Here is a 26,626-nt window from a genome sequence, read left to right on the forward strand (position 1 = left end):
GAAAGGCAGTTGCCGCGTCATGCCCCCCACCGGACAGACTCCCCTGACCGCCGACGCCCTCCCCGGCGTCCCCGTCGCCGACATCTCCGCCACCGGCCCCGGCGGTGCGCCCATCCAGCAGGCCATGGACCTGATGCGCGAGCACGGGCCCGCGTTCGTGCGGCGACTGTACGGGCGGGACACCCTGTTCGTGGGCGACCTGGACCTCGTGGCCGACCTCGCGGACGAGCAGCGGTTCGCCAAGCACATCGGGCCCGGCCTGGAGAACGTCCGGGAGTTCGCCGCCGACGGCCTGTTCACCGCGTACAACGACGAGCCCAACTGGGCGAAGGCGCACGACATCCTCATGCCCGCCTTCGCGCTGGGCTCGATGCGCACCTACCACCCCGTGATGCTGCAGGTGGCCCGCCGGCTCATCGAGTCCTGGGACCGCGACGCCCGCGCCGGACAGCCGGTGAACGTGCCCGACGACATGACCCGCATGACGCTCGACACCATCGGACTCGCCGGCTTCGGCTACGACTTCGGCTCCTTCGAGCGGGCCGAGCCGCACCCCTTCGTCGAGTCGATGGTCCGCTGCCTGGAGTGGAGCATGACCCGCCTGGCGCGCGTCCCGGGCCAGGACTACTCGGCGCAGGACGCGGCCTTCCGGGACGACTCCGCCTACCTGGCCCGGGTCGTCGACGACGTCATCGCCGCGCGCACCGGCACCGACCAGAGCGGCTCCGACGACCTGCTGGGCCTGATGCTCACCGCCGAGCACCCGGCCGACGGCACCACACTCGACACCGCGAACATCCGCAACCAGGTCATCACGTTCCTGATCGCCGGCCACGAGACCACCTCCGGCGCCATGTCGTTCGCGCTGTACTACCTCGCCAAGCACCCCACCGCGCTGAAGCTGGTGCAGCGCGAGGTCGACGAGCTGTGGGGCGACCGGGCCGACCCCGAGCCGACGTACGACGAGGTCGGCAGGCTGACCTACACCCGCCAGGTCCTCAACGAGGCCCTCCGGCTGTGGCCCACGGCCGCCGTCTTCTCCCGGCAGGCCCGCGAGGACACCCTGCTCGGCGGCCGCATCCCGCTGCGCGCCGGACAGTCCGCTCTGGTCCTCACGCCGATGCTGCACCGGCAGCCCGTGTGGGGCGACAACCCCGAGCTGTTCGACCCCTCCCGCTTCACGCCCGAGGCGGAGGCGGAGCGGCCGGTGCACGCCTTCAAGCCGTTCGGCACCGGCGAGCGCGCCTGCATCGGACGCCAGTTCGCGCTGCACGAGGCGACCATGCTGCTGGCCATGCTCGTCCACCGCTACCGGCTGCGCGACCACGCCGACTACCGGCTGACGGTCAAGGAGACCCTCACCCTCAAGCCGGAGGGCTTCACCCTCGCGCTGGCGCCGCGCACCTCCGCCGACCGGGTCCACACGCCGCTGCCCGGAGCCGCCCGGGCCCAGGACACCGAGTCGGCCGAGCCGCAGGGCCTGCCCGCCCGCGTCCGCCCCGGCACCGCCGCGCTCTTCCTGCACGGCAGCAACTACGGCACCTGCCGCGACTTCGCGGCCCAGCTCGCCGACGAGGCCGCAGCGATCGGCTGCGACACCGAGGTGGCACCTCTCGACGCCTACGCGGGCGGCCTGCCCACCGTCCGGCCCGTCGTCATCACCGCCGCCTCCTACAACGGCCGCCCCACCGACGACGCCACCGCCTTCGCCGCCCGGCTGGAGGAGACCCACGACCTGTCCGGCGTGACGTACGCCGTCCTCGGCGTCGGCGACCGCAACTGGGCCGCCACCTACCAGCACGTCCCCACCCGCATCGACGAGCGGCTCGCCGAGTCCGGCGCCGGCCGGCTGCTGGAGCGCGCCGCCGCCGACGCCTCCGGCGACCTCACCGGCACCGTCCGCACCTTCACCGCGGCCCTGCGCACCGCCCTGCTGGAGCGCTACGGCGACCCGGACGCCACGACGCCGGACCCCGAGCCCGCCACCGCCTACGAGGTCCGCACCCTGACCGGCGGCCCGCTGGACGCCCTCGCCGAACGGCACGAACTCGTCCCCATGCGCGTCACCGAGGCCCGCGACCTCACCGCGCCCGGCTACCCGCGCCGCAAGCGGTTCCTCCGCGTCGCCCTCCCGGACGGCGTCACCTACCGCACGGCCGACCACCTCACCGTGCTGCCCGCCAACGCCCCCGGCCTCGTCGCCCGTGCCGCCACCGCGCTCGGCGTCGACCTCGACACCGTCCTGGACATCCGCGCCACCCGCCCGCGCCGCGACGGCATCGCCGTGGACCGGCCCGTGACGGTACGGCAGCTCCTCACCCACCACGTGGAGCTGCAGGAGCGCCCGAGCGCCGGGCAGCTGGCCGCGCTCGCCGCCGCCAACCCGTGCCCCCCGGAGCGCATGGCCCTGGCCGCCCTCACCGACGACCCGCGCACCCTCGTGGAGATCCTGGAGGATCACCCGGCGCTGCGCGGCGTCCTGGACTGGCCGCAGCTCCTCGACCTCCTCTCCCCGCTGCGCCCGCGCCACTACTCGATCTCCTCCTCGCCCGCCGTCGATCCCGGCCACGTGGAGCTGATGGTCTCGCTGCTGGAGGCACCCGCCCGCTCCGGAAAGGGCGTCTACCGCGGCACCGGCTCCGGCCACCTCACCACCGTCGAGCCCGGCGACACGGTGTACGCGCGCGTGCAGCCGTGCCGGGAGGCCTTCCGCATCGACGTCGACGGCGACTCCGCACCGGTGGTCATGGTCGCGGCCGGCACCGGCCTCGCCCCCTTCCGGGGCACCATCGCCGACCGCACCGCGGCCCTCGCGGCCGGCACCGCACTCGCCCCGGCCCTCTGCTACTTCGGCTGCGACGCCCCCGACGCGGACTTCCTGCACGCCGAGGAACTGCGCGCCGCCGAGACCGCCGGAGCCGTCTCCCTCCGCCCCGCCTTCAGCGAGACCCCCGAGGGCGAGGTGCGGTTCGTGCAGCACCGGATCGCCGCCGAGGCCGCGGAGGTCTGGGCCCTGCTCGAAGCCGGAGCGCGGGTGTACGTCTGCGGAGACGGTTCCCGAATGGCGCCCGGAGTGCGGGAGGCGTTCCGTACGCTGTTCCGCAAGCACACGCAGGCCGTCGACGGCGCGGACGAGACCGCCGCGGAGCAGTGGCTCGACGGGCTGATCGCGGACGGGCGTTACGTCGAGGACGTGTACGCGGCCGGCTGACCGAAGCGGCAGGGGAGGGGTGGGCACACGGTGGTGGACTCCTGGCAACGGGCCCGGAACATCCTGGAGACGGCGGGACTGGACCCCGGCCGCCTCGCCCACCTCACCCCGCTGACCGGCGGCACGTACAACACCGTCGAGGAACTCCGCCTCACCGACGGCAGCCGCTACGTGCTCAAGATCCCGCCCGCCGCGGCCGTCCCCGGTCTGCGGCACGAGAAGCGGCTGCTCGTCTCGGAGGCCGAGTTCTACCGCTCGGCCGCCCGCGTCGGGGTGACCGCGCCGCGGCAGGTGTCCGCGGGGGACGACTTCCTGCTGATGACGGCCGTGCCGGGCGACCCGTGGGACGGCACGCTCACCGACACGGAACAGACCGCCCTGCGCACGGAACTGGGACGCCAGGTGGCCCGCCTGCACGGCGTGACCGGCCCCGGCTACGGCTACCCCTCCGGCGCCCTCGGCCCGCTCGCCCCCGACTGGCGGGCCGCGTTCACGGCGATGTTCGACGCCGTCCTCGACGACGCCCGGCGCTACGGGGCCCGGCTGCCCCGCCCCGTCGACGCGGTGGCCCGTACCGCCGCGTCCGCCTACGGCACCCTCGACGAGGTCACCGCCCCGTGCCTCGTCCACTTCGACCTGTGGCGGGGCAACATCCTCGTCGACCGCCCGGGCGGGAAGGCACGTATCGGCGGCCTCATCGACGGGGAGCGCATGTTCTGGGGCGATCCCCTGGCCGACTTCGTCTCCCTGGCGCTGCTCGGCGACATCAGGAAGGACGAGGACTTCCTGGCGGGCTACCGGGAGGCCGGCGGCCGGGCCCACTTCGACGCCCCGACCCGCCTGCGCCTCGCGCTGTACCGCTCCTACCTGTACCTGATCATGCTCACCGAGACGATTCCCCGCGAGGCCGGCGAGGAGCAGCAGCGGTGGGTGCAGGAGACGGTCGCCCCGGAACTCCTCGCCGCCCTGGACGAGATCGAGGAGGCGTCCCGACCCTCCTGAGCGGACCCCGGTTAGCTCACATCGTGAAATAAGGGGTGGAGGAATGTCGCGCCCCGCCTGCTCCCGACGGTATGTTGCAGGTCGGACAGGGGATGCGAAGGGAACCACATGGCGGCGCGGAACGGGCGCACGGTACGCGATCTCAGGCGGGCCAACCGCACGGCCGTGCTGCAGAGGCTCTACTTCGACGGCCCGCTCAGCCGCTTCGAACTCGGTCCGGCGACCGGCCTGAGCTCCGGCTCCGTCAGCAACGTCGTCGCCGACCTGGTCGCCGACGGGCTGGTCGAGGAGGCGGGCAGCGTCGACTCCGACGGCGGCCGCCCCCGCACCCTGCTGCGCGTCGCACCCGGCAGCGGCCACATGATCGGCGTCGACGTCGGCGAGACCCGGGTCCGTGTCGAACTCTTCGACCTCACCCTCACCGAGCTCGCCCGCGCCGAGCGCCCGCTCTCGCCGCAGCGGTACGAGGTCGAGGCCATCGTCGACCACATCCGCCACGGCATCGCCGAGGTGCTGGACGCCGCCGGTCTCGCGCCCGAGCGGCTCCTCGGCGTCGGTATCGGCGTCCCCGGCATCGTGGAGCGCACCGCGGACCACGGCGCGCTCGTGCACGGGCAGACCATCGGCTGGGACGCCGTCGCGCTGGAGGCCCTGCTCCGCGCCGGTTCCCCGCTGCCCGACACCGTCCCGTACTTCATCGACAACGGCGCCAAGACGCTGGGCCAGGCCGAGATGTGGTTCGGCGCCGGGCGCGGGGCCCGCAACGCCGTCGTGGTGCTCTTCGGCTCCGGCGTCGGCGCGAGCCTCGTCACCCCGGACGTGGAGCAGGGCCGCGCGGTCGAATGGGGGCATCTGACCGTGCGGGTCCGGGGCCGCCGCTGCCGGTGCGGGGCTCTCGGCTGCCTGGAGGCCTACGCGGGCGCCGAGTCGCTGCTGGCCCGCTGGCGGGAGGAGGGCGGCCGGGTCCCGGACGGCACCGACGAGGAGAGCGCCCTCACCACGATGCTCGCCGCCGCCTACCCGCCCGAGGGCGGCACGGCCGACCCCGTCGCGCTGGCCGTCCTGGAGGAGACCGCCGAGTACCTCGGGGCTGGCCTGTCCGACCTGATCAACCTCTTCCAGCCCGAGCGCATCCTCATCGGCGGCTGGGCGGGCCTGGCACTCGGCGCGCGCTTCCTGCCCGCCGTACGCCGCCACGCCATGTCGTACGCGCTGCGCCACCCGGCCGGGAAAGTGACCGTCGACCTCGGCCGGCTCGGGCCCGACGCGGTCACGGTCGGCGCCGCGATCCTGCCGCTCGCCGACTTCTTCGCACGCGGCGGACGCCGCCCCGACCCGGCACCGGAGTACCCGCTCCCCGCCTGGCGCACGGCACTTCAGGAGCGGGCACCGCGCTGAGGTTTCGCGGATCACCGCGGAGGTACTCGCCTGGCGCCCGGACCACAGAAGGGAGCACGCCGTGACCGACCACCGCCTCGAAGGACCCGGCGAGAACGGTGACCCCGTTCCGCGGGACATGCCGGACCAGCAGGCCGACGACGGCGAGGACCCGTGGGAGGTCGCCCCGCGCTTCACGGGCAGCGGCGAGAACGCCGAGCACGAGAGCGACGACGAGACCGACGAGCCCGCCGGTGACGTCCCCGACACGGACGAAGCGGGGACGGGCCGGCAGGGAGCACCGCGCTCGGGAACGGTTCACCCCGAGCACCCGGTGCCGGACGAGCCCTCCGCCTGAGGAGGGCATACCACCGAGGGCCGCAGCCGGCTGTGGGGGTCGGCTGCGGCCCTCGGGCATGTCCGGGCCCCTTGAGGATCCCCCGGATCAGCCCGGGTCCCTTGAGGTCCCCCCCGTATCAGCCTGGGGCCCGCCCGGATCAGCCCACCTTGCGACCCCGCATCGGCTCCGTGCGCTCTCCCGCGCCCTGCTGGAGGCCCAGCAGGAACTCCTCCAGCACCTCGGGAGCCGTGTGCTCCGGCCGCCAGCCGAGCTCCACGCGCGCCCGCGTGCAGTCCATCAGCGGCAGCCGCAGCACCGCGTCGAACAGGTGCGGGGAGGCGGGCAGCAGATGCAGGCCCCAGGCGGCGGCGATCGCCGACCGGGCCGCGGTGCGCGGCAGCCGCACCGGGCGCGCGTCGAACATCTCGCCCAGCAGCCGCGCGTCGATCGGCGGCTCGGCCGCCAGGTTGAAGGGGCCCCGGACATCGGAGCGCAGGGCCAGCCGGTACGCGTTCGCCGCGTCGTCCGTGTGCAGCGCCTGCACCCGCAGCCCCGGGATGTCCGGCAGGAACGGCAGCAGCTCCGGGCGGGCCAGCGGGCCGGGCAGGAAGCGGCCGCCGAAGATGCGGCGCTGCTCGCTCGCGGACTCCCGCCGGAACAGGAAGGCGGGCCGCATCCGCACCACCCGCGTCTCGGGGTGGTCGCGTTCGAACGTGTCCAGCGCCCGCTCCAGATAGGCCTTCTCCCGGCAATACGCGGCATCCGGCCAGCCGTGCGTCGGCCACGACTCGTCCACCGCCTCGTCCTTCGGGCCGGGCGAGTACGCGCCGACCGACGAGGAGTGCACCAGTGCGGGCACGCCCGCCGCGGCCACCGCCTCGAAGACCCGCATGCTGCCGAGCACGTTGGTGCGCCAGGTCGCCGCCGGGTCGTGCGTCGGCTGGAACGCCCAGGCCAGATGGACCACCGCGTCGGCGTCCGTGAACCGCTCCACCAGATCGGACCGCTCGGCGGCCAGATCGACCGCGGCCCAGTCCGTCTTCGGCGGCGACCAGTCGGGGATCCGCCGGGCCAGGCCCAGCACGGAGGCGACCTCCGGGTCCTCCGACAGCAGGCGCACCACGCTGGTGCCGACGTTGCCGGTGGCACCCGTGACGACGACCTTCATGTCCGTTCCGCTGCTCACCTCGCGCTCCTCTCGGCCGCCTGGTTTCGCAAGAGGTGACCGAGTACCCGGGTGGCGCGGATTGCACGTGGGCAGAGAGAAGCCCCGGCCGGACGGGGGAATCACGGCCGGGGCGGCTCAGGGGCGGATCCTGTCCGGACCCGCACCTCGTTCAACGGGCAACCACCTCTGGGTGTTCCGAGCCCGGAACCCCTGCCCGGTGAGGTGCGTCACTGCTCCCGGTCGCCCGTGACGGTCTCGGCCCAGAGGTTCTCCGCCTGCAGCAACAGCGTGCCCAGGACCGCCGTGGGGGCGGCCCTCTCCCCGGCGTGCCGGCGCAGCCTGTCCTGCAACTCCTCGTGCAGATCCCGCATGGCCTTCTCGGTCTCGTCGTCCGGCCGGGCGGTCACACTGCCGTCGAGCAGACTGTCGGCCTCGGCGCGCAGCGCGTCCCCGATCAGCTCCAGCAGACGCGCGTACGAGCGCAGGACCGGGCCCTCGGGCGGGGCGGGCGTCCGGTTGTCGTCCACGGACACCGCGAGGGCCCGGGTCAGCGTGGTGACGTGCCCGGTGACCCGGCCGAGCCGCTCGTCCTCCTCCACCGGCGGCAGGGCGGTCCCGTGCGGTACGCGGTGCAGGGCGCGCAGCGGGCCGTAGGCCAGGCGCAGGCTCTCCTGGCTCCACCGGCGCGCCGAGCGCAGCCCTTTCAGCCGGTGGTCCAGCCGGGCCGAGGCACCGACCCAGCCGGAGGCGGTCTGCGCGTCCCACTCGCCCTCGCGCAGATCGCCGGCGACGGTGTGCAGCACGTCCCCCGCCTCCCGGGCGAGCGCCGCCAGGTTCTCCCGTACGTCCCGCAGGTGGACCGGCGGCAGGACGAGCGCGTTGACGGCGACGCCGATGACCGCGCCGATCGCGGCCTGCCCCACCCGGTGCCCGACGGCGGACAGACTGACCATGCCGGAGGAGATGGTGAACAGGGCCGTGGTCGCCGCGTAGATGCCCTGGTCGCCGAAGCGGGGCCAGTTCGCGAGCAGCATCAGCACCGGTATGGACAGGGCGAGCGCGCCGGTCGTGTCGTCGGTGATCGCCTGCGCCGCCGAAGCCAGCAAGGTGCCGACGCAGATCGCCCCGAACTGCCGCGCGCCCTGCACCAGGGAGCTGAACACGGTGGCCTGCACCAGCACCAGCGCCACCCAGGGCGCCATCAGTGCCAGCGGGTCGCCCATCCAGACGCCGCCCACCAGCCAGGCGAGCACCGCCGCCCCGGCCGCCTTCAGCGACTGGACGACCAGATCCCGCTCCCGCCCCGGCCCACGCCACGCCGCCCGCACGGCGTCCCAGGCGGCCCGCACCTCGCGCCGCACGGCATCCACCGGCCGTACGGAGCGCGTTCCCCGCTCAGGCTCGCGCATCTGCACCTGAGCCGTCGGAGCTCCCCGGGGCCGCCCACCCGAGGCCGTCCCCATGTCCGAGCCCCTGTCCCTTCGCCCGCGGAAGGCTCCCACCGCCCTCCGTACCGCACGCGTCCCACACGTCCTGCGCTGCGGGTATCGCCGTGACCGTGGATGCACGTCGTCTCATGCCAGCGCACCGTCGCCGAGGGCGGACAGGAGGTGGGCGGGGTCGGCGTAGACCGCGTCCGCTCCGGACTCCTCCAGATCGGCGCGCGGGATGCCGCCGCACAGGACGCCCACACAGCGCACCCCGGCCCGGCTGCCCGCCTGCATGTCCCACACGGTGTCGCCGACGAACACCGCCCGCTCGGCCGGCACCCCGGCCAGCTCCAGGGCGTGCTCGACCGGCTCGGGCGCGGGCTTGCCCTCGTCGACGTCGTCGGCGCTGGCCGTGGCGGCGATGGCCTCGTCCGCGTCGATGGCCCGGCGCAGTGCGCTCAGCTCCGCGCCGCCCGCCGAGGTGGCCAGCACCACCGTCCAGCCGTCCCGGTGCAGCCGCCGCAGCAGCGCCCCTGCCTCCGGCAGTGCGGGCAGCCGGTCGAAGTACTGCCCGTACAGGGCCTTGTGACCGGCGCTGATGTCGGCGTCCTGGTCCGTGTCCCGGTCGTCGCCCAGCAGATGGGCGATCAGGTCGGTCGACGGCAGGCCCACGGCCCGGTGGACGGCGTGCATCGGCACCCGGTGGCCCGCCTGCCGGAAAGCCTCCCACCAGGCCACGACATGCAGATGATTGGTGTCGACCAGCGTGCCGTCGACGTCGAACACGGCCGCGCGTTCCATAGATGTGGTTCCTTCCTCTCCGGCCGCGCGAGTACCACGTCAGCGGGACGGCACTCGCCGTTCTCGGGTCCACGCCAGCAGCTCGTCGAGAGACCACGTGGTCACCACCCGCTCGGGCGGCACCCCGCACTCCTCCGCCCGTGCGCACCCGTTGATCTGCCAGTCCAGCTGCCCCGGCGCGTGCGCGTCGGTGTCGATGGAGAACAGCACCCCCGCGTCCACGGCCCGGCGCAGCAGCCGCCGCGGCGGGTCCAGCCGCTCCGGCCTGCTGTTGATCTCCAGGGCCGTGCCCGTCTCGGCGAGCGCCGCGAACACCTCGTCCGCGTCGAACTCCGACTCCGGCCGCCCCCGCCCGGTCACCAGCCGCCCCGTGCAGTGCCCGAGCACGTCCGCGTGCGGATCGCGTACGGCGGCCACCATGCGCCGGGTCATCGACCGGGCGTCCATGCGCAGCTTGGAGTGCACCGACACCACGACGACGTCGAGGCGGTCCAGCAGCTCCGGCTCCTGGTCGAGCGTGCCGTCCTCGAGGATGTCGCACTCGATGCCGGTCAGCAGCCGGAACGGCGCCCAGGTCTCGTTCAGCTCCGCCACCACGTCCAATTGCTCGCGCAGCCGCTCGGGGGACAGCCCGCGGGCCACCGTCAGCCGCGGCGAGTGGTCGGTCAGCGCGGCCCACTCGTGGCCCAGCTCCGCGGCGGCCCGGCCCATCTCCTCGATCGGGCTGCCGCCGTCCGACCAGTCCGAGTGCAGATGGCAGTCCCCGCGCAGCAACGCCCGCAGCTTCTCCCCGCCCCGCACGGCCGGCTGCGCCTTCTCCGCCTCGCCCTCCAGCTTGTCCAGATAGCCGGGGACCTCGCCGGCGAGCGCCTCCCGCACCACCTGCGCGGTCTTCGGGCCGACCCCCTTGAGCTTCTCCAGCGAACCGTCCGCCGCCCGCCGGCGCACCTCGTCCCCGCCCAGCTCCTTCAGCACCCGGGCCGCCGTACGGAAGGCGCGCACGCGGTAGGTCGGTGCCAGGGACCGCTCCAGCAGGAAGGCGATCCGGTCCAGTGCCTCGACGGGGTCCATCGCCACCTCCACCTCAAGAGTTCCCCAGCGCCCCGCGGGCCGCACGACGGGCGGGCGGTTTGCCCGGTATCCCCCCGGGTACTGCGATGCCTCGTCCCGACCCCTCGACGAGGAGGCCTGTCATGTCCGCCCCCACCGCTTCCCCCGGCAAGGTCGCCGTGATCACCGGCGCCGACTCCGGTATCGGCCGCGCCACCGCCGTACGCCTGGCGCAGGCGGGCATGGACGTCGGCATCACCTATCACAGCGACCGCAAGGGCGCGGAGGAGACGGCCGACGAGGTGCGCTCGCACGGGCAGCGGGCCGAGGTCGCCCGGATGGACCTCACCCGGCTGCCCGACGCAGCCGACACCGTCGACGAGCTGTGCGAGCGGCTCGGGCGCATCGACGTGCTGGTCAACAACGCCGGCACCGGCACCATGACGCCCTTCCTCGACCTGGAGCTGTCCGACGTGCGCGAGGTCCTCGACGTCGATCTCGTCGGGCCGTTCCTGTGCGGGCAGAAGGCGGCCCGGCACATGATCGGACACGGCGAGGGCGGCCGGATCATCAACGTCACGTCCGTCCACGAGCACCAGCCGCGGGTGGGCGCCGCCCCCTACTGCGCCGCCAAGGGCGGTCTCGGCCTGCTCACCCAGGTCATGGCACTCGAACTGGCCGAGCACCGCATCACCGTCAACGCCGTCGCCCCGGGCGAGATCTCCACGCCCATGACCGGGCAGGAGGACACCGACCCGCACACCGAGAGCCGGCCGGGGATCCCGCTCGGCCGGCCCGGCGACGCCCGCGAGGTCGCCGCCGTCATCGCCTTCCTCGCCGGCCCGGACGCCACGTACGTCACCGGCGCCTCCTGGAGCGTCGACGGCGGCATGCTCCGGATGGGCCCGCAGGCCGGTTCCCACCTGACCGGCCACGACTGGCGCCGCCCTTGAGCGGCACGGCCGATCCGGCGGGTGTCCTGGACCCGCGCCACCGCCGGTTGCGTTCTACGCTCGATGCATGACCGAAAGCGCGAGCCCCTACATGTCCCACCCGCGGATCATGGTGCTCGGGGTACAGCCGGGCACACCGCCGTTCCGGATCGTGCAGATCGACGGCCAGGTAATCGGGGAGGCCCGGGCCGTCACCGACGTGCTGACGGCCGCGGCCGCGTTCGGTATCACCGTGCACGACATGGACGACCCGGACGTGGTCCGCTGGGTGGGGGGAGACAAGTACACCTGGACCGTGCACTAGGGACTGTCGCGGCCTAGGCTTTGCCGGCCGCCGGCTTCTCTTCCGCCCGGCCCGGGCGGGGCTTGCGCGCGTGGACGGCCCTGCTGAGGCGGCGCCCCAGGAGCAGGTAACCGATGAGCGCGCCCGTGGTGTTGAGGATGACGTCGTCGATGTCGAAGGCGCGGCCGGTGACCAGGGCGCCCTGGGCGAACTCCACCAGGAGCATCACGGTCGCGGTCAGGAGCAGCACACGCAGGATGCCACGGGTGCGGGGGGCGACCACCGGCACGAGGACGCCGAAGGGAATGCCCAGCAGGATGTTGCCGCCGATCTGCTTGAAGGCGTCTCGCAGCTCGGGCTGGTCGAGGTAGGCCTTCAGGGAACTGCCCGGCTGCAGATTGCTGTGGGTCAGCGACTCCGAGGCGGGTGAGGGATTCAGGGTCAGCCGAGCCAGCACCACGGCGAAGGCGACCATGAACGTGAACGCGCACAGCATCGCCAGCAGCCGGACGGGCCACGGAAGCGGGCGTCGCTCGCTCCCGGACCCGGCCGTCCGGGAACGTGAGGCTGCACTGGCCATCGGGGGATCCTCCAGTCTTCAACTTCCCTGTGTGACAGGGCGGTTACCCCCGGGCAAGGCGACGATGCCGTGTGGGGGGTTGTTCCCGGCCACGGTCCCCGGCGGCGCAGCGAGGACCATTCCCACCCTCGGTTTGCCCCCGATCGGCCGGGACACTCCCGGCGCCCTCACCCCGGAGGCCGACGACGGGATCGCGCTGTACATGCTGGGGCACGCCGGGGTGAAGGCCGCGCTGTTCGCCGCCGGCGGCCCCGGCCTCGGCGGGGGCGTACGAGACGACCGACCCCGGTGAGGAGCCCGGGACCGGCAGCGGCTGCGCCGGGTCCCGGGCACATGAGCGCACTGGCCCTGCCGGGGGCCTCGGAAGCCGATCAGCTCCCGTACGAGACGCGCACCTCCTTGAAGCCCAGGGAGCGCAGCAGGCCTTCGAGCATGCCGGTGGTGTTCGACTCGGCGCGTGCGGTCAGTTCGCTCTCCTTTGCCGCGTCGCCGATGTGCTTTACCGCGAGCTTCTGCACGGCCTGTTCACCGTTGGGGTTGTCCGAGAAGAGGTCGCCGAGGCGGTCGAAGAGACCGCGCTGCTTGGAGACCGCGTAGGAGCGGTCGGGGTCGAGGGCGGGCTTGCCCAGCTGCGCGTGGGGCAGCCGGAGCGTGGCGGACGTGCGGTCGCCGTTGACCTTCACGTCGTTCTCGCCGATCTTGCCCAGGTCCACATAGGCGTCGACCGTGCCCGCGCCGACGTACAGCGTGCGGGTGCCGCGGATCGCGTCGGGCAGCAACTTGGCGTCCTTCTCCAGGTCCACGACCACCTGGAAGTTGCCGGAGGCGGCGTCGTAACGGCTGATGTCCTGGATGGACTTCAGCAGTGCGGGCCCGGACCGGTCATGGGTGTCGGTGCCGAACAGGTCCTTCAGGCCCGGGATCACACTCAGCCGGAGCCCGGCGAAGAACACGACGAGCACCAGCACGAGCGCGGCCACCACCTTCGCCCAGCCGGGCATGCGCCTGGGGAGGCGCTTGACGGGAGTCGTCATGCGACGGCCCTCCTTCCTACAGTCCGGATGCCCGCCACATCTCCTGACAGACCGCCGAGTTGAGGATGGGACGACCGCGGTGGAAGCACGCAGGGCGCAAACCCGTCACGGGCGGGACGTCGCCTCCGGCTGCTCCAGCGCGGCGTCCAGCGTCGGCTGCGGAGGCAGCAGCCGGGACAGGCCGGTGATCCGCAGGACGCGCAGCGTGAGCGGGTGCGCGCAGACGAGGAGCACATACCCCCGCCGGTCGAGCACCCGGCTGCGGGCCCGGTACAGCAGCCGCAGGCCGGAGCAGTCGAAGAAGTCGACCCCGCTGAGGTCGATCACGATCCGGGCGGCGGGGCGGTTCGTCTCCCGGTCCAGGTGCGGGGCGATCTCCGTGGCCGCGGCGAGGTCGATCTCGCCGCGGAACTCCAGCACCGTGTGCCCCCGTTCCTGGCGGACGCGCAGATGCCGGGTGAGCGGTGCAGGTTCCTGCCGCACGACGAGATCGCCTCCAGCCTGCTCCGTGCGTGGGGGAGGGGGCGCGGCCTCAACGCCGTTCCCCGCTCTGCAAGTTACCCCCCAACGAGTGAATTTGAGCATGTTCGATTGACATATGTCTTTGAATTCCGGCCGAGTTGGCCGAGGTTCACGCCGGGGCGTGCGCGGGTGTCATTCCGGGGGCGCGTCGCGAAGGCCCGGCGGGCTACGACAGGGTGTGCCAGGCCTTGGTGAGTGCCTGGCGGAACTGCTCGGTCTGGTGTGCGGTGAGGTCGCGCACCATCCGCTCCTCCAGCTCCCGGACGGGCCCGGCGTGCCGGGCCAGCAGCTCGCGGCCGGAGTCGGTGAGCAGGATCAGCAGCTCCCGGCGGTTGCGGGGGTTGCGCTCCCGGCGCAGCAGTCCGCGACCCTCCAGGGAGCGGACCAGGTCCGCGATGGACTGGGCGGTGACGAAGGAGTCGCGCGCCAGCTGGGCCGCGGACAGTCCGTCGTGCCGTTCCAGCACGGTCAGCGCCGTGTACTGCAGAGCGGTGATCCCGGACGGTCTGACCAGCTCGTCCAGATGGGAGCGCACGACGAGCTCCACCTGCTTCACCATGTAAAGCAGGGAAGGGGGTGCCTTGGCCACCTGTGTGTCGAGCATGAGGGCAGGCTAGACCATTGACAGGAAACCTGTCTGTAAAGAGACTGCGCAAAGACAGGAATCCTGTTTGTTGAAATCTTGGCGACGACGCTGAGGAGCGGCGATGACCACCTTCGAGAGCACACCCGGGCAGCTGTTCGTCGGGGGCCGATGGCGCGAGGCCGCCGACGGGGCGCGCACCGAGGTGATCGACCCGTCCCGGGGCAGGGTCGTCACCACCGTCGCCGAGGCGGGCCCCGCCGACGTCGACGCGGCCGTACACGCCGCCCGCGAGGCCTTCGACGACGGTGCCTGGTCCGGCCTGAGCGGCCGCGAACGCGGCCGGGTGCTGTACCGCGTCGCCCAGCTGATCCGGGAGAACGCCGACGAGCTCGCCGCACTGGAGAGCCTCGACGTCGGAAAGCCGATCACGCTGTGCGGCGCGGTCGACGTCACCAACGCGGCCAACGACTACGAGTACTACGCCCAGCTCGCCCAGAGCCAGGACGGCGCGCTGCGCGACATCCCGATCAACGCCCTCGCCTACACCAAGCGCGAGCCCCTCGGCGTGGTCGCCGCGATCACCCCGTTCAACTTCCCGCTCATCCTGGCCGGATCGAAGCTCGCACCGGCGCTGGCGGCAGGCAACACGGTCGTCCACAAGCCCGCCGACGAGACCCCGCTGAGCGCCCTGTACATGGCCCGGCTGCTCCAGGAGGCCGGTGTCCCCGACGGCGTGGTCAACGTCGTGACCGGCAGCGGCCCGGTGGCGGGCGAGGCGCTGCTGCGGCACCGCGGTGTCGACAAGGTCGCCTTCACCGGTTCCACCGCGATCGGCCGGCACGTGGCGAGCGTCGCCGGCGAGGCGCTCAAGCCCGTCACCATGGAACTCGGCGGGAACGCCGCCCACATCGTCTTCGAGGACGCCGACCTGGAGAAGGCGGTCGGTGCGGTCATCAAGGGCTTTGTCTTCAACACCGGCCAGTTCTGCATGGGCGGCCCGCGCCTGCTGGTGGCCCGCTCGGTGTATCCGACGCTGCTCGGCATCCTCGCCGAGGCCGTGCCCGGCGTGCCGATCGGCGACCCCCGCGACCCGGCCACGGTCATCGGCCCCATGGCGGCGGAGAAGCACCTGAAGAAGGTCGAGGAGTACGTCGCCCTGGCCCGCAAGGAGGGCGCCCGCATCGTCTGCGGCGGCGAGCGGCTCGACCTGGACGGCGGCTACTACTACAAGCCCACCGTCATCGCCGACCTGGCGAACGACTCCCGGGTGATCCAGGAAGAGATCTTCGGCCCGGTCCTCACCGTGCAGCCCTTCGACGACGAGGACGAGGCCGTCGCCCTCGCCAACTCCACCCCCTACGGCCTGGCCTCGGGCATCCAGACCAGCCACCTCGCCCGCGCCCACCGGGTCGCCGGCAGGCTCCAGGCCGGCATCGTCTGGATCAACGACTGGGCGATGCTCGACCCCGCGGTGCCCTTCGGCGGGGTGAAGGACTCCGGCTTCGGCCGCGAGTACGGGCCAGAGGCCCTCGCCGGTTACAGCAAGGTCAAGTCCGTCGTCGTCTCGCTCGACTGAGACACCGTCAAGGAGTCATCGCGATGCCCACCACCACCCTTGCCGCGGTCGTCGAGTCCGGCGGCGCGCCCTTCACCCTCTCCGACGTCGACCTCGACGCACCCGGCCCGCACGAGGCGCTGGTCCGCATGGCCGCCACCGGCCTGTGCCACACCGACCTCGGGGTGGCGAGCGGCGGACTGCCCTTCCCACTGCCCGGGGTTCTGGGCCACGAGGGCGCGGGCGTCGTCGAGTCCGTCGGCTCCGCCGTCACCGGAGTCGCGCCGGGCGATCACGTCCTGCTCTCCTTCACCTCCTGCGGCGACTGCCGCAACTGCCGCGGCGGGCACCCCGCGTACTGTGCGACCTGGCTGCCGCTGAACCTGATCGGCGGGCGCCGGGCCGACGGGACCAGCACCATCAGCAGGGGCGGCGAGGCCCTGGGCGGCCACTTCTTCGGCCAGTCCTCCTTCGCCGAGCTGGCCCTGGCCGACGAGCGCAGCCTCGTCAAGGTCGACCCGGACGTGCCGCTGGAGTCGATCGCCCCGCTGGGCTGCGGCGTACAGACCGGTGTGGGTGCGGTGTGGAACGTCCTGAAGCCGGAGACCGGCGGCACGGTCGTCGTCCTGGGCGCCGGAGCGGTCGGCCTGTCGGCCGTGATGGCGGCCGCCCTCACCCCGGCCACCAGGATCGTCGCCGTCGACCGGGTCGCCGAACGCCTGGCCCTGGCGACGGAGCTGGGCGCCACGCACACCGTCGACACGAGCCGGGCGGATCTGGCGGAGGCCCTCGCCGGGATCACCGGCGGTCAGGGCGCGGACGGTGTCGTGGAGACCACCGGCCATGTCGGCGTCCTGCGGCAGGGCGTCGACGCCCTCGCCGCCCGCGGCACCCTGGTCGTCGTCGGCGCCCCGCCCTTCGGCACCGAGGTCGCCCTGGACGTCAACGGCCTCCTCGGCGGCAAGCGCATCGTCGGCCTCACCCTCGGCGACAGCGAGACCCAGACCATGATCCCGGCCCTGGTCCGCCTGGTGAAGGACGGCCGGCTCCCGCTGCACCGCCTGATCAGCACGTACCCCTTCGGGGACATCGACCGGGCGGTCCAGGACATGAAGTCCGGCAAGACGATCAAGCCGGTCCTCACGTTCTGACACCACCGGCCCGCACGGTCACGACCGTCCGGGCCGGCGGGGGAGCGGAGCTGCGGCGTTCGGGCGGGCGGTGAGCGCCGCGACGTCCCGCCGACGGCGGCGTGGCCGCCGGATGGCCGGGCTGCGGCCGGTGCTCGCTGGGCTGGGCTGTGCGGGGCGGGACCCGCCGGGACCATTCGGGTGCGGCCGGCGCTCGCTCGGCGGGGCGGGGCCTGCTGGTTATCGGCTGCTGTTTTCCTCCCGGCTCCATCGCGTTCGCCCTGCCGAGCCGGACCGGCCAGCTCGGCGCCTGCTCGTCGGCCGGCCGGGGTGCTCGTGCCCGATGGCGGCCCGGGGCATACGCCCCGGCCGACAGACCGGTGCTCGTGCCCGCGGGCGGCCCGGGGCGTACGCCGCCCCGGCCAGCAGACGGTCGGGGTCACGCTCAGTCGTTCAGCAGCACCAGCTTCCCCGTCGTACGCCCGGTGTCGCCGAGGGCGTGCGCCTCGGCGGCCTCGGCCAGCGGGAAGGTCCCGGCGATCGTGGCGCGCAGCTTCCCCGCCTCGACCAGTTCCGCGATCGCCTCCATGCCGCTGCGGTCGGCGTCCACCAGCATCCGCAGCGCCCGCACACCGAGCCGCTCGGCCTCCTCGTAGAGGTCGTCCGAGCCACCCGGGAGGATCGAGACCAGGACCCCGCCGGGGCGCAGCACGCGCAGTGAGCGCAGGGCGTTGTCGCCACCGATCGTGTCCAGGACGACGTCGGCGTCCTTCACGGCCTCGGTGAAGTCCGTCTCCCGGTAGTCCACCGCCTCGTCCACACCGATCCCGCGCAGGAACTCGTGCTTGCCCGCGCTCGCGGTGCCGATCACGTACGCACCGCGCGCCTTGGCGATCTGGACCGCGACATGCCCGACCCCGCCCGCCGCGGCGTGGATCAGCACCCGCTGCCCGGGCTGGAGGTCCGCGTGCTCGGTCAGCGCCTGCCAGGCGGTGAGCGAGACCAGCGGAAGCGCGCCCGTCTGGGTGTGGTCGACGCCGGCCGGCTTGCGGGCGAGGGCGCGGACGGGGGCGATGACGTACTCGGCGTGCGAGCCGTGCCCGTAGGGGTACGGCAGCATGCCGAAGACCTCGTCACCGGGCGCGAAGGCCGCGACGCCGATGCCGACCGCCTCCACCACCCCGGAGACGTCCCAGCCGAGGACGAAGGGCGGCTCGCCCAGGAATCCGCCGGTCGCGCGGTGCTTCCAGTCGGTCGGGTTGACCCCGGCGGCCCGCACCCGGACCAGTACCTCGTTGGGCTTCGGTACGGGGCGCTCGATCTCCACTTCCTTCAGGACCTCGGGGCCGCCCAGGACGTCCTGGCCGATGGCTCGCATCGTGTTCTGTGTGCTCATGGTCAACCAGCGTGCCGGTCCGCACACCGCCCGCCAATGGCATGATTGCCAACCTTCGATAGGATCGTGCCATGCGACGCGAGCGAGTGGTGGTCCTGGCCCTGCACGGGGTGTACCCCTTCGAGCTGGGGATCCCCAGCCGGATCCTCGGCGCGGCCGACGACCGCTACGAGGTCCTCACCTGCTCGGTCGACGGCGGCCCGGTGCGCACCAACGCGGACTTCGGCGTCACCGTGGAGCACGGCCCCGAGGCCCTGGCCACGGCCGGCACGGTGGTGATCGCGCCCGTCGCGCCCTCCCACCTGACCGACGAGGTGTCCGACGACGTCCTGGCCGCCCTCGCGCTCATCCGCCCCGGCACCCGTATCGTCTCCATCTGTACAGGCGCCTTCGTCCTCGCCGCCGCCGGTCTCCTCGACGGGCGCCGGGCGACCACCCACTGGCAGGTCGCCGACCACTTCCGGCGCATGTTCCCGCGCGTCGACCTCGACCCGGACGTGCTGTTCGTCGACGACCACCCGTTCCTGACCTCCGCCGGGGCCGCCTCGGGCGTGGACGTCTGTCTGCACCTCGTCCGCAAGGACCACGGAAGCCACCTGGCCAACAGCGTCGCCCGCCGCTGCGTCGTCCCGCCCTTCCGGGACGGCGGCCAGGCCCAGTACATCGAGCAGCCCGTGCCCGAGCAGGGCGCCGCGAGCACCGCGGCCACCCGCGCCTGGGCCCTGGAGCGCCTCGGCGAACCGCTCACGCTCGCCGACCTCGCCGGCCACGCCCGGATGAGCCTGCGCACCTTCGCCCGCCGCTTCCACGACGAGGTGGGTCTCAGTCCCGGCCGCTGGCTGATCCAGCAGCGCGTGGTCCGGGCCCGGCACCTGCTGGAGTCCAGCGACCTGACGGTGGATCAGATCGCCGGCCGGGTCGGCTTCGCGACCGGCGCGTCCCTGCGTCAGCATCTGCACGCGGCGATCGGGGTCTCCCCGCAGGCCTACCGCCGCACGTTCCAGACCGCGCGCTGACCTCCGCGACCTCCGCGGACGGCCCGGGACGCGACCTGCCGTGCGACCTGACGGACGGCCAATTCCGAGGACAGCAAAGACATTTGTCGACCTGTTGCCTTCTTTCGGAGCGTGACGGAACCCTCACGTCCGGCGGGGGGCGCGGTTGATCCTCTCGGGTCCAAACCCGATAAGGTTCCGATCGGCGCTGCGAGTTGACGCGATCGCGTCCAGTCGATTCGCAGTGCGTACTCATGAGTGCGATCCACACCCCCCCCGTTCGATCGTGTTGCCTCGAAGGATGCAGATGGAACTCGCCACTCCGCCACCGGCGGCGCGGGCCCCTGTCGCCTGGTACAGCTGGTGGTTGATGCCGCTGGGCTTGGGAGGCGGGACCGTTGCCGCCACGTTCATGAGCTCGGAGCGACTAACCGTGGCCGTTGCCGGAGTAGCGGCGACGGCGGCCGGTGCCGTGTGCGTACGGCTGCTGCTGCGCACCCGGGCACAACTGCACCGGGCGGAGGGCTCCTTCCGCACCACGCAGGCCGAGCACAACCAGCAGTGGCAGCAGCATGTCGCGGGCCTGGAACGCAAGTTCGCCGCCGAACGCGCCACGCTGGAATCCCAGCTCAACGAGCAGAACGCGACGTACGAGCGACGCCTGGCCGACCAGAGCGCCACGTACGAGACGCAGCTCGCCGACCAGTCCCGGGCCTACGAGGAACGGCTGACCGACCAGGCCACCTCCTACGAGGCCCAGCTCGCCGACCAGGCCGCGGTCTGGCAGGAGCAGCTCTCCCACCAGCTCGCCGCGGTCGCCCGGCTCGCCGACGAGCAGCTGCCCGACGCGATGGAGAAGCTGCGCGCCGGCGACGCCATCGACGACCTGCTGCCCACCGTCAACCAGTGCGCCAAGGTCAGTTCGGACCTCCAGGCCGAACTGCGCAAGCTGCTGCGCACCTCCCTGATCGGCCTGGAGGCGGAGTTCGACCGCTCCACCTCCGCCGAGCAGGCCGTGATCAGCATCGGCAACCGCATCCACGTCCTGACCAGCAAGCTCCGCGGCCGTCTGCACGAGATGCAGGGCGAACACGGCCGGCTCCCGGCCGTCGCCCGGGGCCTGATGGAGCTCGACCAGGAGCTCGGCCCCGCCGACTCGCTCGCCGCGAGCATCGGCGTGCTCGGCGGCTCGGACCGGCCCGGCCGGCAGTGGCAGGAGCCGCAGCGGCTGCTGAGCGTGGTGCGCGGCGGCATCGGCCGGATCAAGGACTTCCACCGGATCCAGGTGCGCCACCTGCCCGAACTCGGCGTCGACGGTGGCCTCGTCGACCACCTCACGCTGATCCTGGCCCACCTCCTGGACAACGCGGCCCGCTACTCGCCGCCCACCGAGCCGGTGCTCATCTCCGGCAAGGAGGTCCCCAACGGCGTCGGCATCGAGATCCAGGACTCCGGCAAGGGCCTGAGCGAGGAGAAGAAGCGCGAGGCCGAGCACGCCCTCGCGGGCACCGCGCCCGGCGCGGGCCTCGGCGGCATCACCGAGGACGCCAACATCGGCCTGCGCGTCGTCGGCGCCCTCGCCCGCCGCTACGGCATACGCGTCACCTTCGCGGACTCGCCGTGGCTGGGCACCTCCGTGGTGGTCGTGGTCCCGCACAAGTACTTCAGCCCGCTGCCCATGGCCGCGACCGCACCGGCCGCACCCGCTCCGGAGGTTCGCACCGCCGCGGCCGCCCCGGCCGGCGAGTCCGTCACCGCGCCCGGACCACAGGCCGGACAGGCCGAGACCGGGCAGACCACGCCCGGCGGACTGCCCCGGCGCCGCAGCAAGCGCAACGAGACGGAGGCGCCCAGGCCGGCCGAGCGGACCGACCGGAACACCGTCGCCGCCGTCCCGCCGGACGCGTCCTTCTCGGGTCTCGCCGCCTTCGCCACCGCCGGACGCGACGCGGCGGAGGCCTCCGAGGCGGCCGGCGACCGCGACACCCTCGCCGGACGCGAGTACATCGAGCACCGCACCGAAGAGAGCGACTAGTCCCATGACGCAGCAAGGAACAGATGTGAGCTGGGCGCTCCGCGATCTCGTCGAGAGCATCCAGGAGATCCGTTTCGCCCTCGTGGCCTCCAGCGACGGCAAGGCCATCACCTCCTACGGCGCCGAAGACCCCGACGACGTCGACCGCTTCGCGGCCGTGGTGGCCGGCCTTCAGGCACTGGCCCAGCCGGTCGCCGAGCAGTTCCCCAAATACGCCGGGCAGCTGCGCCTCGCGATGATCGAGGTGGACGGCGGGCACCTCTTCGTCGTCCGGGCGGGTGTGGAGACGTACCTGGGTGTCCTCGCGAGGGAAGGCCTCGACCAGGGCCTGCTCGGGCACCAGATGAGAGACCTGGCCCGCAGGATGGGTGAGCTCCTCGGCACCACTCCGCGCCTGGAGGAGCACTCTGGATGAGTGCTCCCCGCAGGCCGTCGGACCCGTCCGGTCTCGAGCGCTACTACGTCCTCACCGGAGGGCGCAGCGGACCGGGCGGTTCGGCGTCGAGCCTCGACGTGGCGACCCTGGTGGTCGCCCGCGCCGCCCCGTTACCGGGCATGCAGCACGAGCACGAGGACATCCTCCGCCGCTGCCGCGACCCGCTGTCGGTCGCCGAGCTCGGCGCCCATCTCGGGCTCCCCTTCAACATTCTCGCGGTGCTGCTGTCGGACCTGCTGGACGCAGGTCGCGTCGAAGCCCGTAACCCCATCCCGGCACACGACGCCGGCCGCGGGCCCGACCTCGCGCTCCTTGAGGAGGTACTCAGTGGACTTGAAAGGCTTTGACCAACCCGGAGGCTCGGCCGGGGACACCCGCTCGGTGAAGGTGATGATCGCCGGCGGGTTCGGCACGGGGAAGACCACCATGGTCCGGTCGGTCAGCGACATCAAGCCGCTCACCACCGAGGAGACCCTCACCCAGGCCAGTGCCGACGTCGACCGGCTCATCGGGGTCGCCGACAAGACGCAGACCACCGTCAGCCTGGACTTCGGCAAGATCGGCATCAACGAGAGTCTGGTGCTGTACCTGTTCGGCACACCTGGGCAGGAGCGGTTCTGGTTCCTGTGGAACGGACTGTTCAAGGGGGCCCTCGGCGCGATCGTCCTGGTGGACACGCGCCGCCTGGAATCCAGCTTCCGGGCGATCGAGGAGATGGAGCGGCAGGAAGTCCCCTTCGTCGTCGCGCTGAACGTCTTCCCCGACTCCCGGAACTACCCGGTCGAGGAGATCCGGGACGCCCTGGACATCCCCGAGCACACCCCGGTCGTGGCCTTCGACGCCCGCGACCGGGCCGCCAGCCGGGACGTCCTCGTCGCCCTGATCCACCATCTGAAGGAACGCTCGGCCGTGGCCCTGGAGCCCCGATGAACGACTCGACCGAATCCAGCCTCCAGGCCATGCGGGGCTGCCCCGTCGCCCACCACGGGGCCGACCTGACCCGGCTGTACGGCCCGGACGCCGCGACCGACCCGATGGGCATCTACGAGCGGCTGCGCAAGGAGCACGGCTCGGTCGCGCCGGTCCTGCTCGAAGGCGACGTGCCCGCCTGGCTGGTCCTCGGCTACCGCGACAACCGGCGGGTGCTCGACAACCCCCGCCAGTTCAGCCGGGACGCGAGGATCTGGCGGGACTGGGCCGACGGGCGCGTCGACGAGACCTCGCCGCTGATCCCGATGATCGGCTGGCGGCCGGACTGCGTCTCCCAGGACGGCGAACCGCACCGCAGGCTGCGCGCGGCCGTGACCGACGGCCTCCAGGCGGCGGCGGGCCGCGGCATCCGGCGCCACGCGACCCACTTCGCGAACAAGCAGATCAACGCCTTCGCCGACACCGGACGCGCCGACCTCGTGTCGGACTACGCCGAGTACCTGCCGATGCTCGTGCTCTCCCGCATCCTCGGGCTCCCCGAGGCGGAGGGGCGCGACCTGGTCGAGTCCTGCGCCCAGATCTTCAAGGGCGGTGAGGACGCCCTCGCGCACAACGAGCGCATCATGGGGATCCTCGCCGAACTGGCCGAGCGCAAGCGCGCCGAGCCGGGCGGCGACTTCACCACCGCCCTGCTGGGTCACGCGGCCGGTCTCGACGAGGACGAGGTGGTCAGCCACCTGCGTCTGGTGCTGATCGCCGCGCACACCACGACCAGCAACCTGCTGGCCCGGGTGCTCCAGATGCTCCTCACCGACACCGCCCGGCTCTCCGGACTGATCAGCGGCCAGCTGAACATCTCCGCCGTGGTGGAGGAGGTCATGTGGAACTGCCCGCCGCTGGCCGTGCTGCCGGGCCGGTTCGCCGCCGGCGACCTCGAACTCGGCGGTCACCAGATCCAGGAGGGCGACCTGCTGGTGCTGGGCCTCGCGGCGGGCAACACCGACCCCGACGTCCGGCCGGACACGGGTGTCTCGGTCCAGGGCAACCAGGCCCACCTGGCGTTCAGTTCGGGTCCGCACGAGTGCCCCGGGCAGAGCATCGGCCAGTCCATCATCGAGGTCGCGGTGGACGTCCTGCTGCACCGCCTCCCGGGCCTGACCCTGGCCGTGTCCCCGGATGAGCTCACCTCGACCGCCTCCACGTGGGAGTCCCGGCTGGACAGCCTGCCGGTCGAGTTCGCCGTGTAGCGCCACCGTGATGCCCGGCCGGACGTCCGGCCGGGCTCCGCCCGGCCCGTCCGCCGGGCCTGCCACGCCCCGGGACGCCACACTGGTCCGAGTCCCGTCCGACGACTCATCAGGAGGCGCACCAAGATGACGTCCGCACCCGTACGCAGCGCTGAGCAGCGCAAGAAGGACACCCTGCACCGACTGGACCACGACGTGGACGCCTGGGTCGCCACGGCCGACGGCGCGTCCGGGACGCCGTACCTCGTCCCGCTGTCCTTCCTCTGGAACGGCTCGTACCTGCTGTTCGCCACGCCCGCCTCCAGCCCCACCGGACGGAACCTGGCCGCGTCCGGCCGGGCCCGGGTGGGCATCGGGCCGACGCGTGACGTCGTCCTCGTCGAGGGCACCGTCGAGACCGTCCAGCCCGGCGAGCTGACCGAGCAGGACGCCGAACTCTTCGCCGCCAAGACCGGGTTCGACCCCCGCCGGCTCGCCACGCCGTACCTCTACTTCCGCGTCGTGCCGCGGCGGGTGCAGGCCTGGCGGGAGGCCGACGAACTCGACGGCCGCGAACTCATGCGCGACGGACGGTGGTTGAAGACCGACTGAATCCGCCGGACCGGGATATCCGCAAGGTACGGGTCCCCGGGGCACGACCGCCCCGCGACCGGAATCCTGCGGAGGAGACATGGCACTGGTGAAAGCGGGGGTCCTCGTACTCGACTGCGCCGAGCCCGAGAAGCTCGCCGTGTTCTACAAGGAACTGCTGGAGGGGGAGGAGTCGGACGCCACCGCCAACCGGGTGGAGATCAAGAGCGCCGACGGCTTCCGGATCGCACTGCGCCGGGACGTCAACGCCACCCCGCCCAGCTGGCCGCGACCCGAGAACTCCCTGCAGGCCCACCTGGAGTTCGTGGTGGACGACCTCGACGCGGTCGAGCGCCGCGTCATCAGCCTCGGCGGCCGCCCCCTGGAGGCCAAGGAGCCCTCGGGCCCCCTGGAGGAGCGCGGCTACGCCGATCCGGCGGGCCACTCCTTCACTCTGCGCCGCACCGCGCCGACGGCACCCAAGCAGGGCTGAGCGCGGCGTCCGGCGGGCCCAGCGCGGCCGGCCCGCCGTCCCGAGTCCCGCCCGTCACGAAGACGATCCAGCGGGACGGCTGAGCGCACAGCGCGGCCCCGCCCGGCACAATGCCGGGCGGGGCCGCGTCGCTGTCAGTCCCGGCCGCCCTTCTCGCCGGCCGGCCAGGTGCCGGTCGAACGCTCGATCGCCTTGGCGCCCGCGCGGTCCACGGCGCTGCGCACCACCGCGAAGATGGCGCCCTGGATCGCGGCGGCCAGCAGGACTTCGCCCCAGCCGCGGTCCTTGTCCAGCGCGTCGGGCGCGTCCTCCTCGTGCCGGATCGCCATCCACGTCTTGCGGAAGGCGAGCCCGGCCAGCCAGCCGCCCGACCAGCCGAGCACGAACCCGAGGGGCTGGTACGCGAGGGACATCTTCTTCTTCTTTGCCACGGGGGACTCCTTGATCGCTGTGGGGGGAAACGTGGTCAGTTGGTGTGCGCCGCCGGTATCCGCTCCTCGGCGCGGACCGGCCCGGGCGGTGTGCCGTCACCGAACGGCCGCCCGCCCAGCTCCTCGCGGTGGTGCGGGGTCGGCCAGCCGGACAGGTCCGGGCCCAGGGGGACGACGCGGGTCGGGTTGATGCCGGTGTGCACCTGGTAGTAGTGGCGCTTGATGTGGTCGAAGTCGACGGTGTCGCCGAACCCGGGCGTCTGGAACAGGTCGCGGACGTACGCCCACAGCACCTGGTTCTCCGTCAGCTTCCAGCGGTTGCACTTGAAGTGGCCGTGATAGACCGCATCGAAACGCACCAGCGTGGTGAACAGCCGGATGTCCGCCTCGGTGATCGTGTCGCCGACCAGGTACCGCTGCCGCTCCAGCCGCCCCGCGAGCAGCTCCAGCCGCCGGAACACGCCCGCGCAGGCCGCCTCGTACTCCTCCTGCCCGGTGGCGAAACCCGCCCGGTAGACGCCGTTGTTGACGTCCTCGTAGACGTCCGCCATCACCTCGTCGATCTCGTCGCGCAGTGCGTCCGGGTACAGGTCGGGCGCGCCGTCCCGGTGCAGGGCCGTCCACTCGGTCGCGAGGTCGAGGGTGAGCTGCTGGTAGTCGTTGGTCACCAGCTGCCCGCTGGGCACGTCCACGATCGCCGGCACGCTGACACCGCCGGGGTAGTCGCTCTCGCGGCGGTCGTAGGCCTCGCCGAGAAAGCGGATGCCGAGGACCGGGTCGCGGCCGTCCTCGTCCAGCGTGAAGCGCCAGCTGCGGTCGTCCTGGATCGGGTCGGCGACGGCCAGGGACAGGGCGTCCTCCAGGCCGAGCAGCCGCCGGGAGACCAGCGACCGGCTCGCCCACGGGCAGGCACGGCTGACGACCAGACGGTAGCGGCCGGCCTCCACCGGCCAGCCGTCCCGGCCGTCCGCGGTGATCCGGTCCGCGAAATGCGCCTTGGACCGTTTGAACGCCCTCCTTCCGTAGCCGGTGTTGCCGTCGTCGCCGTCGTCGCGGCTCATGGGGGTGACC

Annotated in this window: 28 protein-coding genes; 17 read left to right on the plus strand and 11 right to left on the minus strand. The window is 72.8% G+C overall.

Going from position 1 to position 26,626, the window contains the following annotated elements:
- Window positions 1-19: 19 nt before the first annotated feature.
- The 4 genes from AB0G20_RS25630 (at window position 20) to AB0G20_RS25645 (ending at window position 5,948) form a co-directional block, all read left to right on the plus strand.
- Window positions 20-3,211 carry a cytochrome P450 gene (locus AB0G20_RS25630; RefSeq protein ID WP_361306365.1) on the plus strand — a complete coding sequence of 1,064 codons (3,192 nt, stop codon included), beginning with the start codon at window positions 20-22 and terminating at the stop codon, window positions 3,209-3,211.
- 30 nt (window positions 3,212-3,241) lie between these two features.
- The gene (locus tag AB0G20_RS25635; protein WP_361306367.1) at window positions 3,242-4,213 is read left to right on the plus strand and encodes an aminoglycoside phosphotransferase family protein; all 972 of its coding nucleotides are present in this window, start codon (window positions 3,242-3,244) and stop codon (window positions 4,211-4,213) included.
- 108 nt (window positions 4,214-4,321) lie between these two features.
- The gene (locus tag AB0G20_RS25640; protein ID WP_361306369.1) at window positions 4,322-5,611 is read left to right on the plus strand and encodes an ROK family transcriptional regulator; all 1,290 of its coding nucleotides are present in this window, start codon (window positions 4,322-4,324) and stop codon (window positions 5,609-5,611) included.
- A 61-nt stretch (window positions 5,612-5,672) separates the two neighbouring features.
- Window positions 5,673-5,948, plus strand: coding sequence for a hypothetical protein (locus AB0G20_RS25645; RefSeq protein ID WP_361306371.1), 276 nt, complete (start codon window positions 5,673-5,675; stop codon window positions 5,946-5,948).
- A gap of 139 nt (window positions 5,949-6,087) precedes the next feature.
- On the opposite strand, the gene AB0G20_RS25650 is transcribed toward AB0G20_RS25645, so the two are convergent.
- The 4 genes from AB0G20_RS25650 to AB0G20_RS25665 form a co-directional block, all read right to left on the minus strand.
- Window positions 6,088-7,116: an SDR family oxidoreductase gene (locus tag AB0G20_RS25650; RefSeq protein WP_361306373.1), complete on the minus strand. Its 1,029-nt coding sequence runs from the start codon at window positions 7,114-7,116 to the stop codon at window positions 6,088-6,090.
- A 209-nt stretch (window positions 7,117-7,325) separates the two neighbouring features.
- The gene (locus AB0G20_RS25655; protein ID WP_361306375.1) at window positions 7,326-8,507 is read right to left on the minus strand and encodes an FUSC family protein; all 1,182 of its coding nucleotides are present in this window, start codon (window positions 8,505-8,507) and stop codon (window positions 7,326-7,328) included.
- Window positions 8,508-8,672: 165 nt separating this feature from the next.
- Window positions 8,673-9,329, minus strand: coding sequence for an HAD family hydrolase (locus AB0G20_RS25660; protein ID WP_361306377.1), 657 nt, complete (start codon window positions 9,327-9,329; stop codon window positions 8,673-8,675).
- Between the two features lie 39 nt (window positions 9,330-9,368).
- Window positions 9,369-10,400 (minus strand): PHP domain-containing protein, encoded by a 1,032-nt coding sequence (locus tag AB0G20_RS25665; RefSeq protein WP_361306379.1) that lies wholly within the window; start codon window positions 10,398-10,400, stop codon window positions 9,369-9,371.
- Window positions 10,401-10,522: 122 nt separating this feature from the next.
- On the opposite strand from AB0G20_RS25665, the gene AB0G20_RS25670 reads away from it, so the two are divergent.
- Entirely contained in the window at window positions 10,523-11,332 is an 810-nt protein-coding gene (locus tag AB0G20_RS25670; protein WP_361306381.1) for an SDR family oxidoreductase, read from the plus strand.
- Window positions 11,333-11,399: 67 nt separating this feature from the next.
- Window positions 11,400-11,636, plus strand: a complete 237-nt coding sequence (locus tag AB0G20_RS25675) for a hypothetical protein (RefSeq protein ID WP_361306383.1) — start codon at window positions 11,400-11,402, stop codon at window positions 11,634-11,636.
- A gap of 13 nt (window positions 11,637-11,649) precedes the next feature.
- Here AB0G20_RS25675 and AB0G20_RS25680 read toward each other — a convergent pair whose 3' ends face one another.
- Complete coding sequence (locus AB0G20_RS25680) at window positions 11,650-12,195, minus strand: VanZ family protein (RefSeq protein WP_361306385.1); 546 nt, start codon at window positions 12,193-12,195, stop codon at window positions 11,650-11,652.
- A gap of 133 nt (window positions 12,196-12,328) precedes the next feature.
- Between AB0G20_RS25680 and AB0G20_RS25685 the strand changes: the two genes are divergently transcribed.
- Window positions 12,329-12,487 (plus strand): hypothetical protein, encoded by a 159-nt coding sequence (locus AB0G20_RS25685; protein WP_361306550.1) that lies wholly within the window; start codon window positions 12,329-12,331, stop codon window positions 12,485-12,487.
- 79 nt (window positions 12,488-12,566) lie between these two features.
- Here AB0G20_RS25685 and AB0G20_RS25690 read toward each other — a convergent pair whose 3' ends face one another.
- The 3 genes from AB0G20_RS25690 to AB0G20_RS25700 all read right to left on the minus strand — a co-directional run bounded on the left by AB0G20_RS25690 (window position 12,567) and on the right by AB0G20_RS25700 (window position 14,355).
- Window positions 12,567-13,229 (minus strand): DUF4230 domain-containing protein, encoded by a 663-nt coding sequence (locus AB0G20_RS25690; protein WP_361306387.1) that lies wholly within the window; start codon window positions 13,227-13,229, stop codon window positions 12,567-12,569.
- Window positions 13,230-13,334: 105 nt separating this feature from the next.
- Complete coding sequence (locus AB0G20_RS25695) at window positions 13,335-13,712, minus strand: anti-sigma factor antagonist (RefSeq protein ID WP_361306389.1); 378 nt, start codon at window positions 13,710-13,712, stop codon at window positions 13,335-13,337.
- Window positions 13,713-13,917: 205 nt separating this feature from the next.
- A complete protein-coding gene (locus AB0G20_RS25700) occupies window positions 13,918-14,355 on the minus strand; it encodes a MarR family transcriptional regulator (protein ID WP_361306391.1) in 438 nt (145 codons plus the stop codon).
- 103 nt (window positions 14,356-14,458) lie between these two features.
- Between AB0G20_RS25700 and AB0G20_RS25705 the strand changes: the two genes are divergently transcribed.
- Together AB0G20_RS25705 and AB0G20_RS25710 are read left to right on the plus strand one after the other, a co-directional pair.
- Entirely contained in the window at window positions 14,459-15,913 is a 1,455-nt protein-coding gene (locus AB0G20_RS25705; protein ID WP_361306393.1) for an aldehyde dehydrogenase family protein, read from the plus strand.
- Between the two features lie 23 nt (window positions 15,914-15,936).
- Window positions 15,937-17,043: an NAD(P)-dependent alcohol dehydrogenase gene (locus tag AB0G20_RS25710; protein ID WP_361306395.1), complete on the plus strand. Its 1,107-nt coding sequence runs from the start codon at window positions 15,937-15,939 to the stop codon at window positions 17,041-17,043.
- A gap of 424 nt (window positions 17,044-17,467) precedes the next feature.
- On the opposite strand, the gene AB0G20_RS25715 is transcribed toward AB0G20_RS25710, so the two are convergent.
- Complete coding sequence (locus AB0G20_RS25715; protein ID WP_361306397.1) at window positions 17,468-18,418, minus strand: NADP-dependent oxidoreductase; 951 nt, start codon at window positions 18,416-18,418, stop codon at window positions 17,468-17,470.
- 71 nt (window positions 18,419-18,489) lie between these two features.
- Here AB0G20_RS25715 and AB0G20_RS25720 point away from each other — a divergent pair, with 71 nt between their 5' ends.
- The 8 genes from AB0G20_RS25720 (at window position 18,490) to AB0G20_RS25755 (ending at window position 25,124) form a co-directional block, all read left to right on the plus strand.
- Window positions 18,490-19,434 (plus strand): helix-turn-helix domain-containing protein, encoded by a 945-nt coding sequence (locus tag AB0G20_RS25720; protein WP_361306399.1) that lies wholly within the window; start codon window positions 18,490-18,492, stop codon window positions 19,432-19,434.
- 286 nt (window positions 19,435-19,720) lie between these two features.
- Window positions 19,721-21,448 carry an ATP-binding protein gene (locus tag AB0G20_RS25725; protein WP_361306538.1) on the plus strand — a complete coding sequence of 576 codons (1,728 nt, stop codon included), beginning with the start codon at window positions 19,721-19,723 and terminating at the stop codon, window positions 21,446-21,448.
- Window positions 21,449-21,452: 4 nt separating this feature from the next.
- The gene (locus AB0G20_RS25730; protein ID WP_003994857.1) at window positions 21,453-21,863 is read left to right on the plus strand and encodes a roadblock/LC7 domain-containing protein; all 411 of its coding nucleotides are present in this window, start codon (window positions 21,453-21,455) and stop codon (window positions 21,861-21,863) included.
- Window positions 21,860-22,231 (plus strand): DUF742 domain-containing protein, encoded by a 372-nt coding sequence (locus AB0G20_RS25735; protein ID WP_248502227.1) that lies wholly within the window; start codon window positions 21,860-21,862, stop codon window positions 22,229-22,231. Before AB0G20_RS25730 ends, AB0G20_RS25735 begins: the two co-directional genes overlap by 4 nt.
- Window positions 22,212-22,814: an ATP/GTP-binding protein gene (locus AB0G20_RS25740; protein WP_248502228.1), complete on the plus strand. Its 603-nt coding sequence runs from the start codon at window positions 22,212-22,214 to the stop codon at window positions 22,812-22,814. The genes AB0G20_RS25735 and AB0G20_RS25740 overlap by 20 nt, the downstream gene beginning before the upstream one ends.
- Window positions 22,811-24,061, plus strand: coding sequence for a cytochrome P450 (locus AB0G20_RS25745; RefSeq protein WP_361306402.1), 1,251 nt, complete (start codon window positions 22,811-22,813; stop codon window positions 24,059-24,061). The genes AB0G20_RS25740 and AB0G20_RS25745 overlap by 4 nt, the downstream gene beginning before the upstream one ends.
- Window positions 24,062-24,187: 126 nt before the next feature.
- Window positions 24,188-24,652, plus strand: coding sequence for a pyridoxamine 5'-phosphate oxidase family protein (locus AB0G20_RS25750; protein ID WP_361306404.1), 465 nt, complete (start codon window positions 24,188-24,190; stop codon window positions 24,650-24,652).
- Between the two features lie 79 nt (window positions 24,653-24,731).
- Complete coding sequence (locus tag AB0G20_RS25755; protein ID WP_030845174.1) at window positions 24,732-25,124, plus strand: VOC family protein; 393 nt, start codon at window positions 24,732-24,734, stop codon at window positions 25,122-25,124.
- Window positions 25,125-25,258: 134 nt separating this feature from the next.
- Here AB0G20_RS25755 and AB0G20_RS25760 read toward each other — a convergent pair whose 3' ends face one another.
- Both AB0G20_RS25760 and AB0G20_RS25765 read right to left on the minus strand, forming a co-directional pair.
- On the minus strand, window positions 25,259-25,555 hold the full coding sequence (locus tag AB0G20_RS25760; RefSeq protein WP_030845173.1) for a DUF4235 domain-containing protein: 297 nt from the start codon (window positions 25,553-25,555) through the stop codon (window positions 25,259-25,261).
- A 35-nt stretch (window positions 25,556-25,590) separates the two neighbouring features.
- Window positions 25,591-26,616, minus strand: a complete 1,026-nt coding sequence (locus AB0G20_RS25765; RefSeq protein WP_361306406.1) for a glutathione S-transferase C-terminal domain-containing protein — start codon at window positions 26,614-26,616, stop codon at window positions 25,591-25,593.
- Window positions 26,617-26,626 lie beyond the last annotated feature (10 nt).

The organism is Streptomyces sp. NPDC024017 (assembly GCF_040638895.1).
Taxonomy (GTDB): domain Bacteria; phylum Actinomycetota; class Actinomycetes; order Streptomycetales; family Streptomycetaceae; genus Streptomyces.

Excerpts from the sequence above, each read along its gene's own strand:
- AB0G20_RS25735 (WP_248502227.1), top strand. The coding sequence starts at position 21,860 with ATGAGTGCTCCCCGCAGGCCGTCGGACCCGTCCGGTCTCGAGCGCTAC.
- AB0G20_RS25665 (WP_361306379.1), bottom strand. The coding sequence starts at position 10,400 with ATGGACCCCGTCGAGGCACTGGACCGGATCGCCTTCCTGCTGGAGCGG.
- AB0G20_RS25655 (WP_361306375.1), bottom strand. The coding sequence starts at position 8,507 with ATGCGCGAGCCTGAGCGGGGAACGCGCTCCGTACGGCCGGTGGATGCC.
- AB0G20_RS25640 (WP_361306369.1), top strand. The coding sequence starts at position 4,322 with ATGGCGGCGCGGAACGGGCGCACGGTACGCGATCTCAGGCGGGCCAAC.
- AB0G20_RS25710 (WP_361306395.1), top strand. The coding sequence starts at position 15,937 with ATGCCCACCACCACCCTTGCCGCGGTCGTCGAGTCCGGCGGCGCGCCC.
- AB0G20_RS25690 (WP_361306387.1), bottom strand. The coding sequence starts at position 13,229 with ATGACGACTCCCGTCAAGCGCCTCCCCAGGCGCATGCCCGGCTGGGCG.
- AB0G20_RS25730 (WP_003994857.1), top strand. The coding sequence starts at position 21,453 with ATGACGCAGCAAGGAACAGATGTGAGCTGGGCGCTCCGCGATCTCGTC.
- AB0G20_RS25660 (WP_361306377.1), bottom strand. The coding sequence starts at position 9,329 with ATGGAACGCGCGGCCGTGTTCGACGTCGACGGCACGCTGGTCGACACC.
- AB0G20_RS25755 (WP_030845174.1), top strand. The coding sequence starts at position 24,732 with ATGGCACTGGTGAAAGCGGGGGTCCTCGTACTCGACTGCGCCGAGCCC.
- AB0G20_RS25725 (WP_361306538.1), top strand. The coding sequence starts at position 19,721 with ATGGAACTCGCCACTCCGCCACCGGCGGCGCGGGCCCCTGTCGCCTGG.
- AB0G20_RS25670 (WP_361306381.1), top strand. The coding sequence starts at position 10,523 with ATGTCCGCCCCCACCGCTTCCCCCGGCAAGGTCGCCGTGATCACCGGC.
- AB0G20_RS25700 (WP_361306391.1), bottom strand. The coding sequence starts at position 14,355 with ATGCTCGACACACAGGTGGCCAAGGCACCCCCTTCCCTGCTTTACATG.
- AB0G20_RS25720 (WP_361306399.1), top strand. The coding sequence starts at position 18,490 with ATGCGACGCGAGCGAGTGGTGGTCCTGGCCCTGCACGGGGTGTACCCC.
- AB0G20_RS25675 (WP_361306383.1), top strand. The coding sequence starts at position 11,400 with ATGACCGAAAGCGCGAGCCCCTACATGTCCCACCCGCGGATCATGGTG.
- AB0G20_RS25745 (WP_361306402.1), top strand. The coding sequence starts at position 22,811 with ATGAACGACTCGACCGAATCCAGCCTCCAGGCCATGCGGGGCTGCCCC.
- AB0G20_RS25750 (WP_361306404.1), top strand. The coding sequence starts at position 24,188 with ATGACGTCCGCACCCGTACGCAGCGCTGAGCAGCGCAAGAAGGACACC.
- AB0G20_RS25765 (WP_361306406.1), bottom strand. The coding sequence starts at position 26,616 with ATGAGCCGCGACGACGGCGACGACGGCAACACCGGCTACGGAAGGAGG.
- AB0G20_RS25715 (WP_361306397.1), bottom strand. The coding sequence starts at position 18,418 with ATGAGCACACAGAACACGATGCGAGCCATCGGCCAGGACGTCCTGGGC.
- AB0G20_RS25705 (WP_361306393.1), top strand. The coding sequence starts at position 14,459 with ATGACCACCTTCGAGAGCACACCCGGGCAGCTGTTCGTCGGGGGCCGA.
- AB0G20_RS25680 (WP_361306385.1), bottom strand. The coding sequence starts at position 12,195 with ATGGCCAGTGCAGCCTCACGTTCCCGGACGGCCGGGTCCGGGAGCGAG.
- AB0G20_RS25630 (WP_361306365.1), top strand. The coding sequence starts at position 20 with ATGCCCCCCACCGGACAGACTCCCCTGACCGCCGACGCCCTCCCCGGC.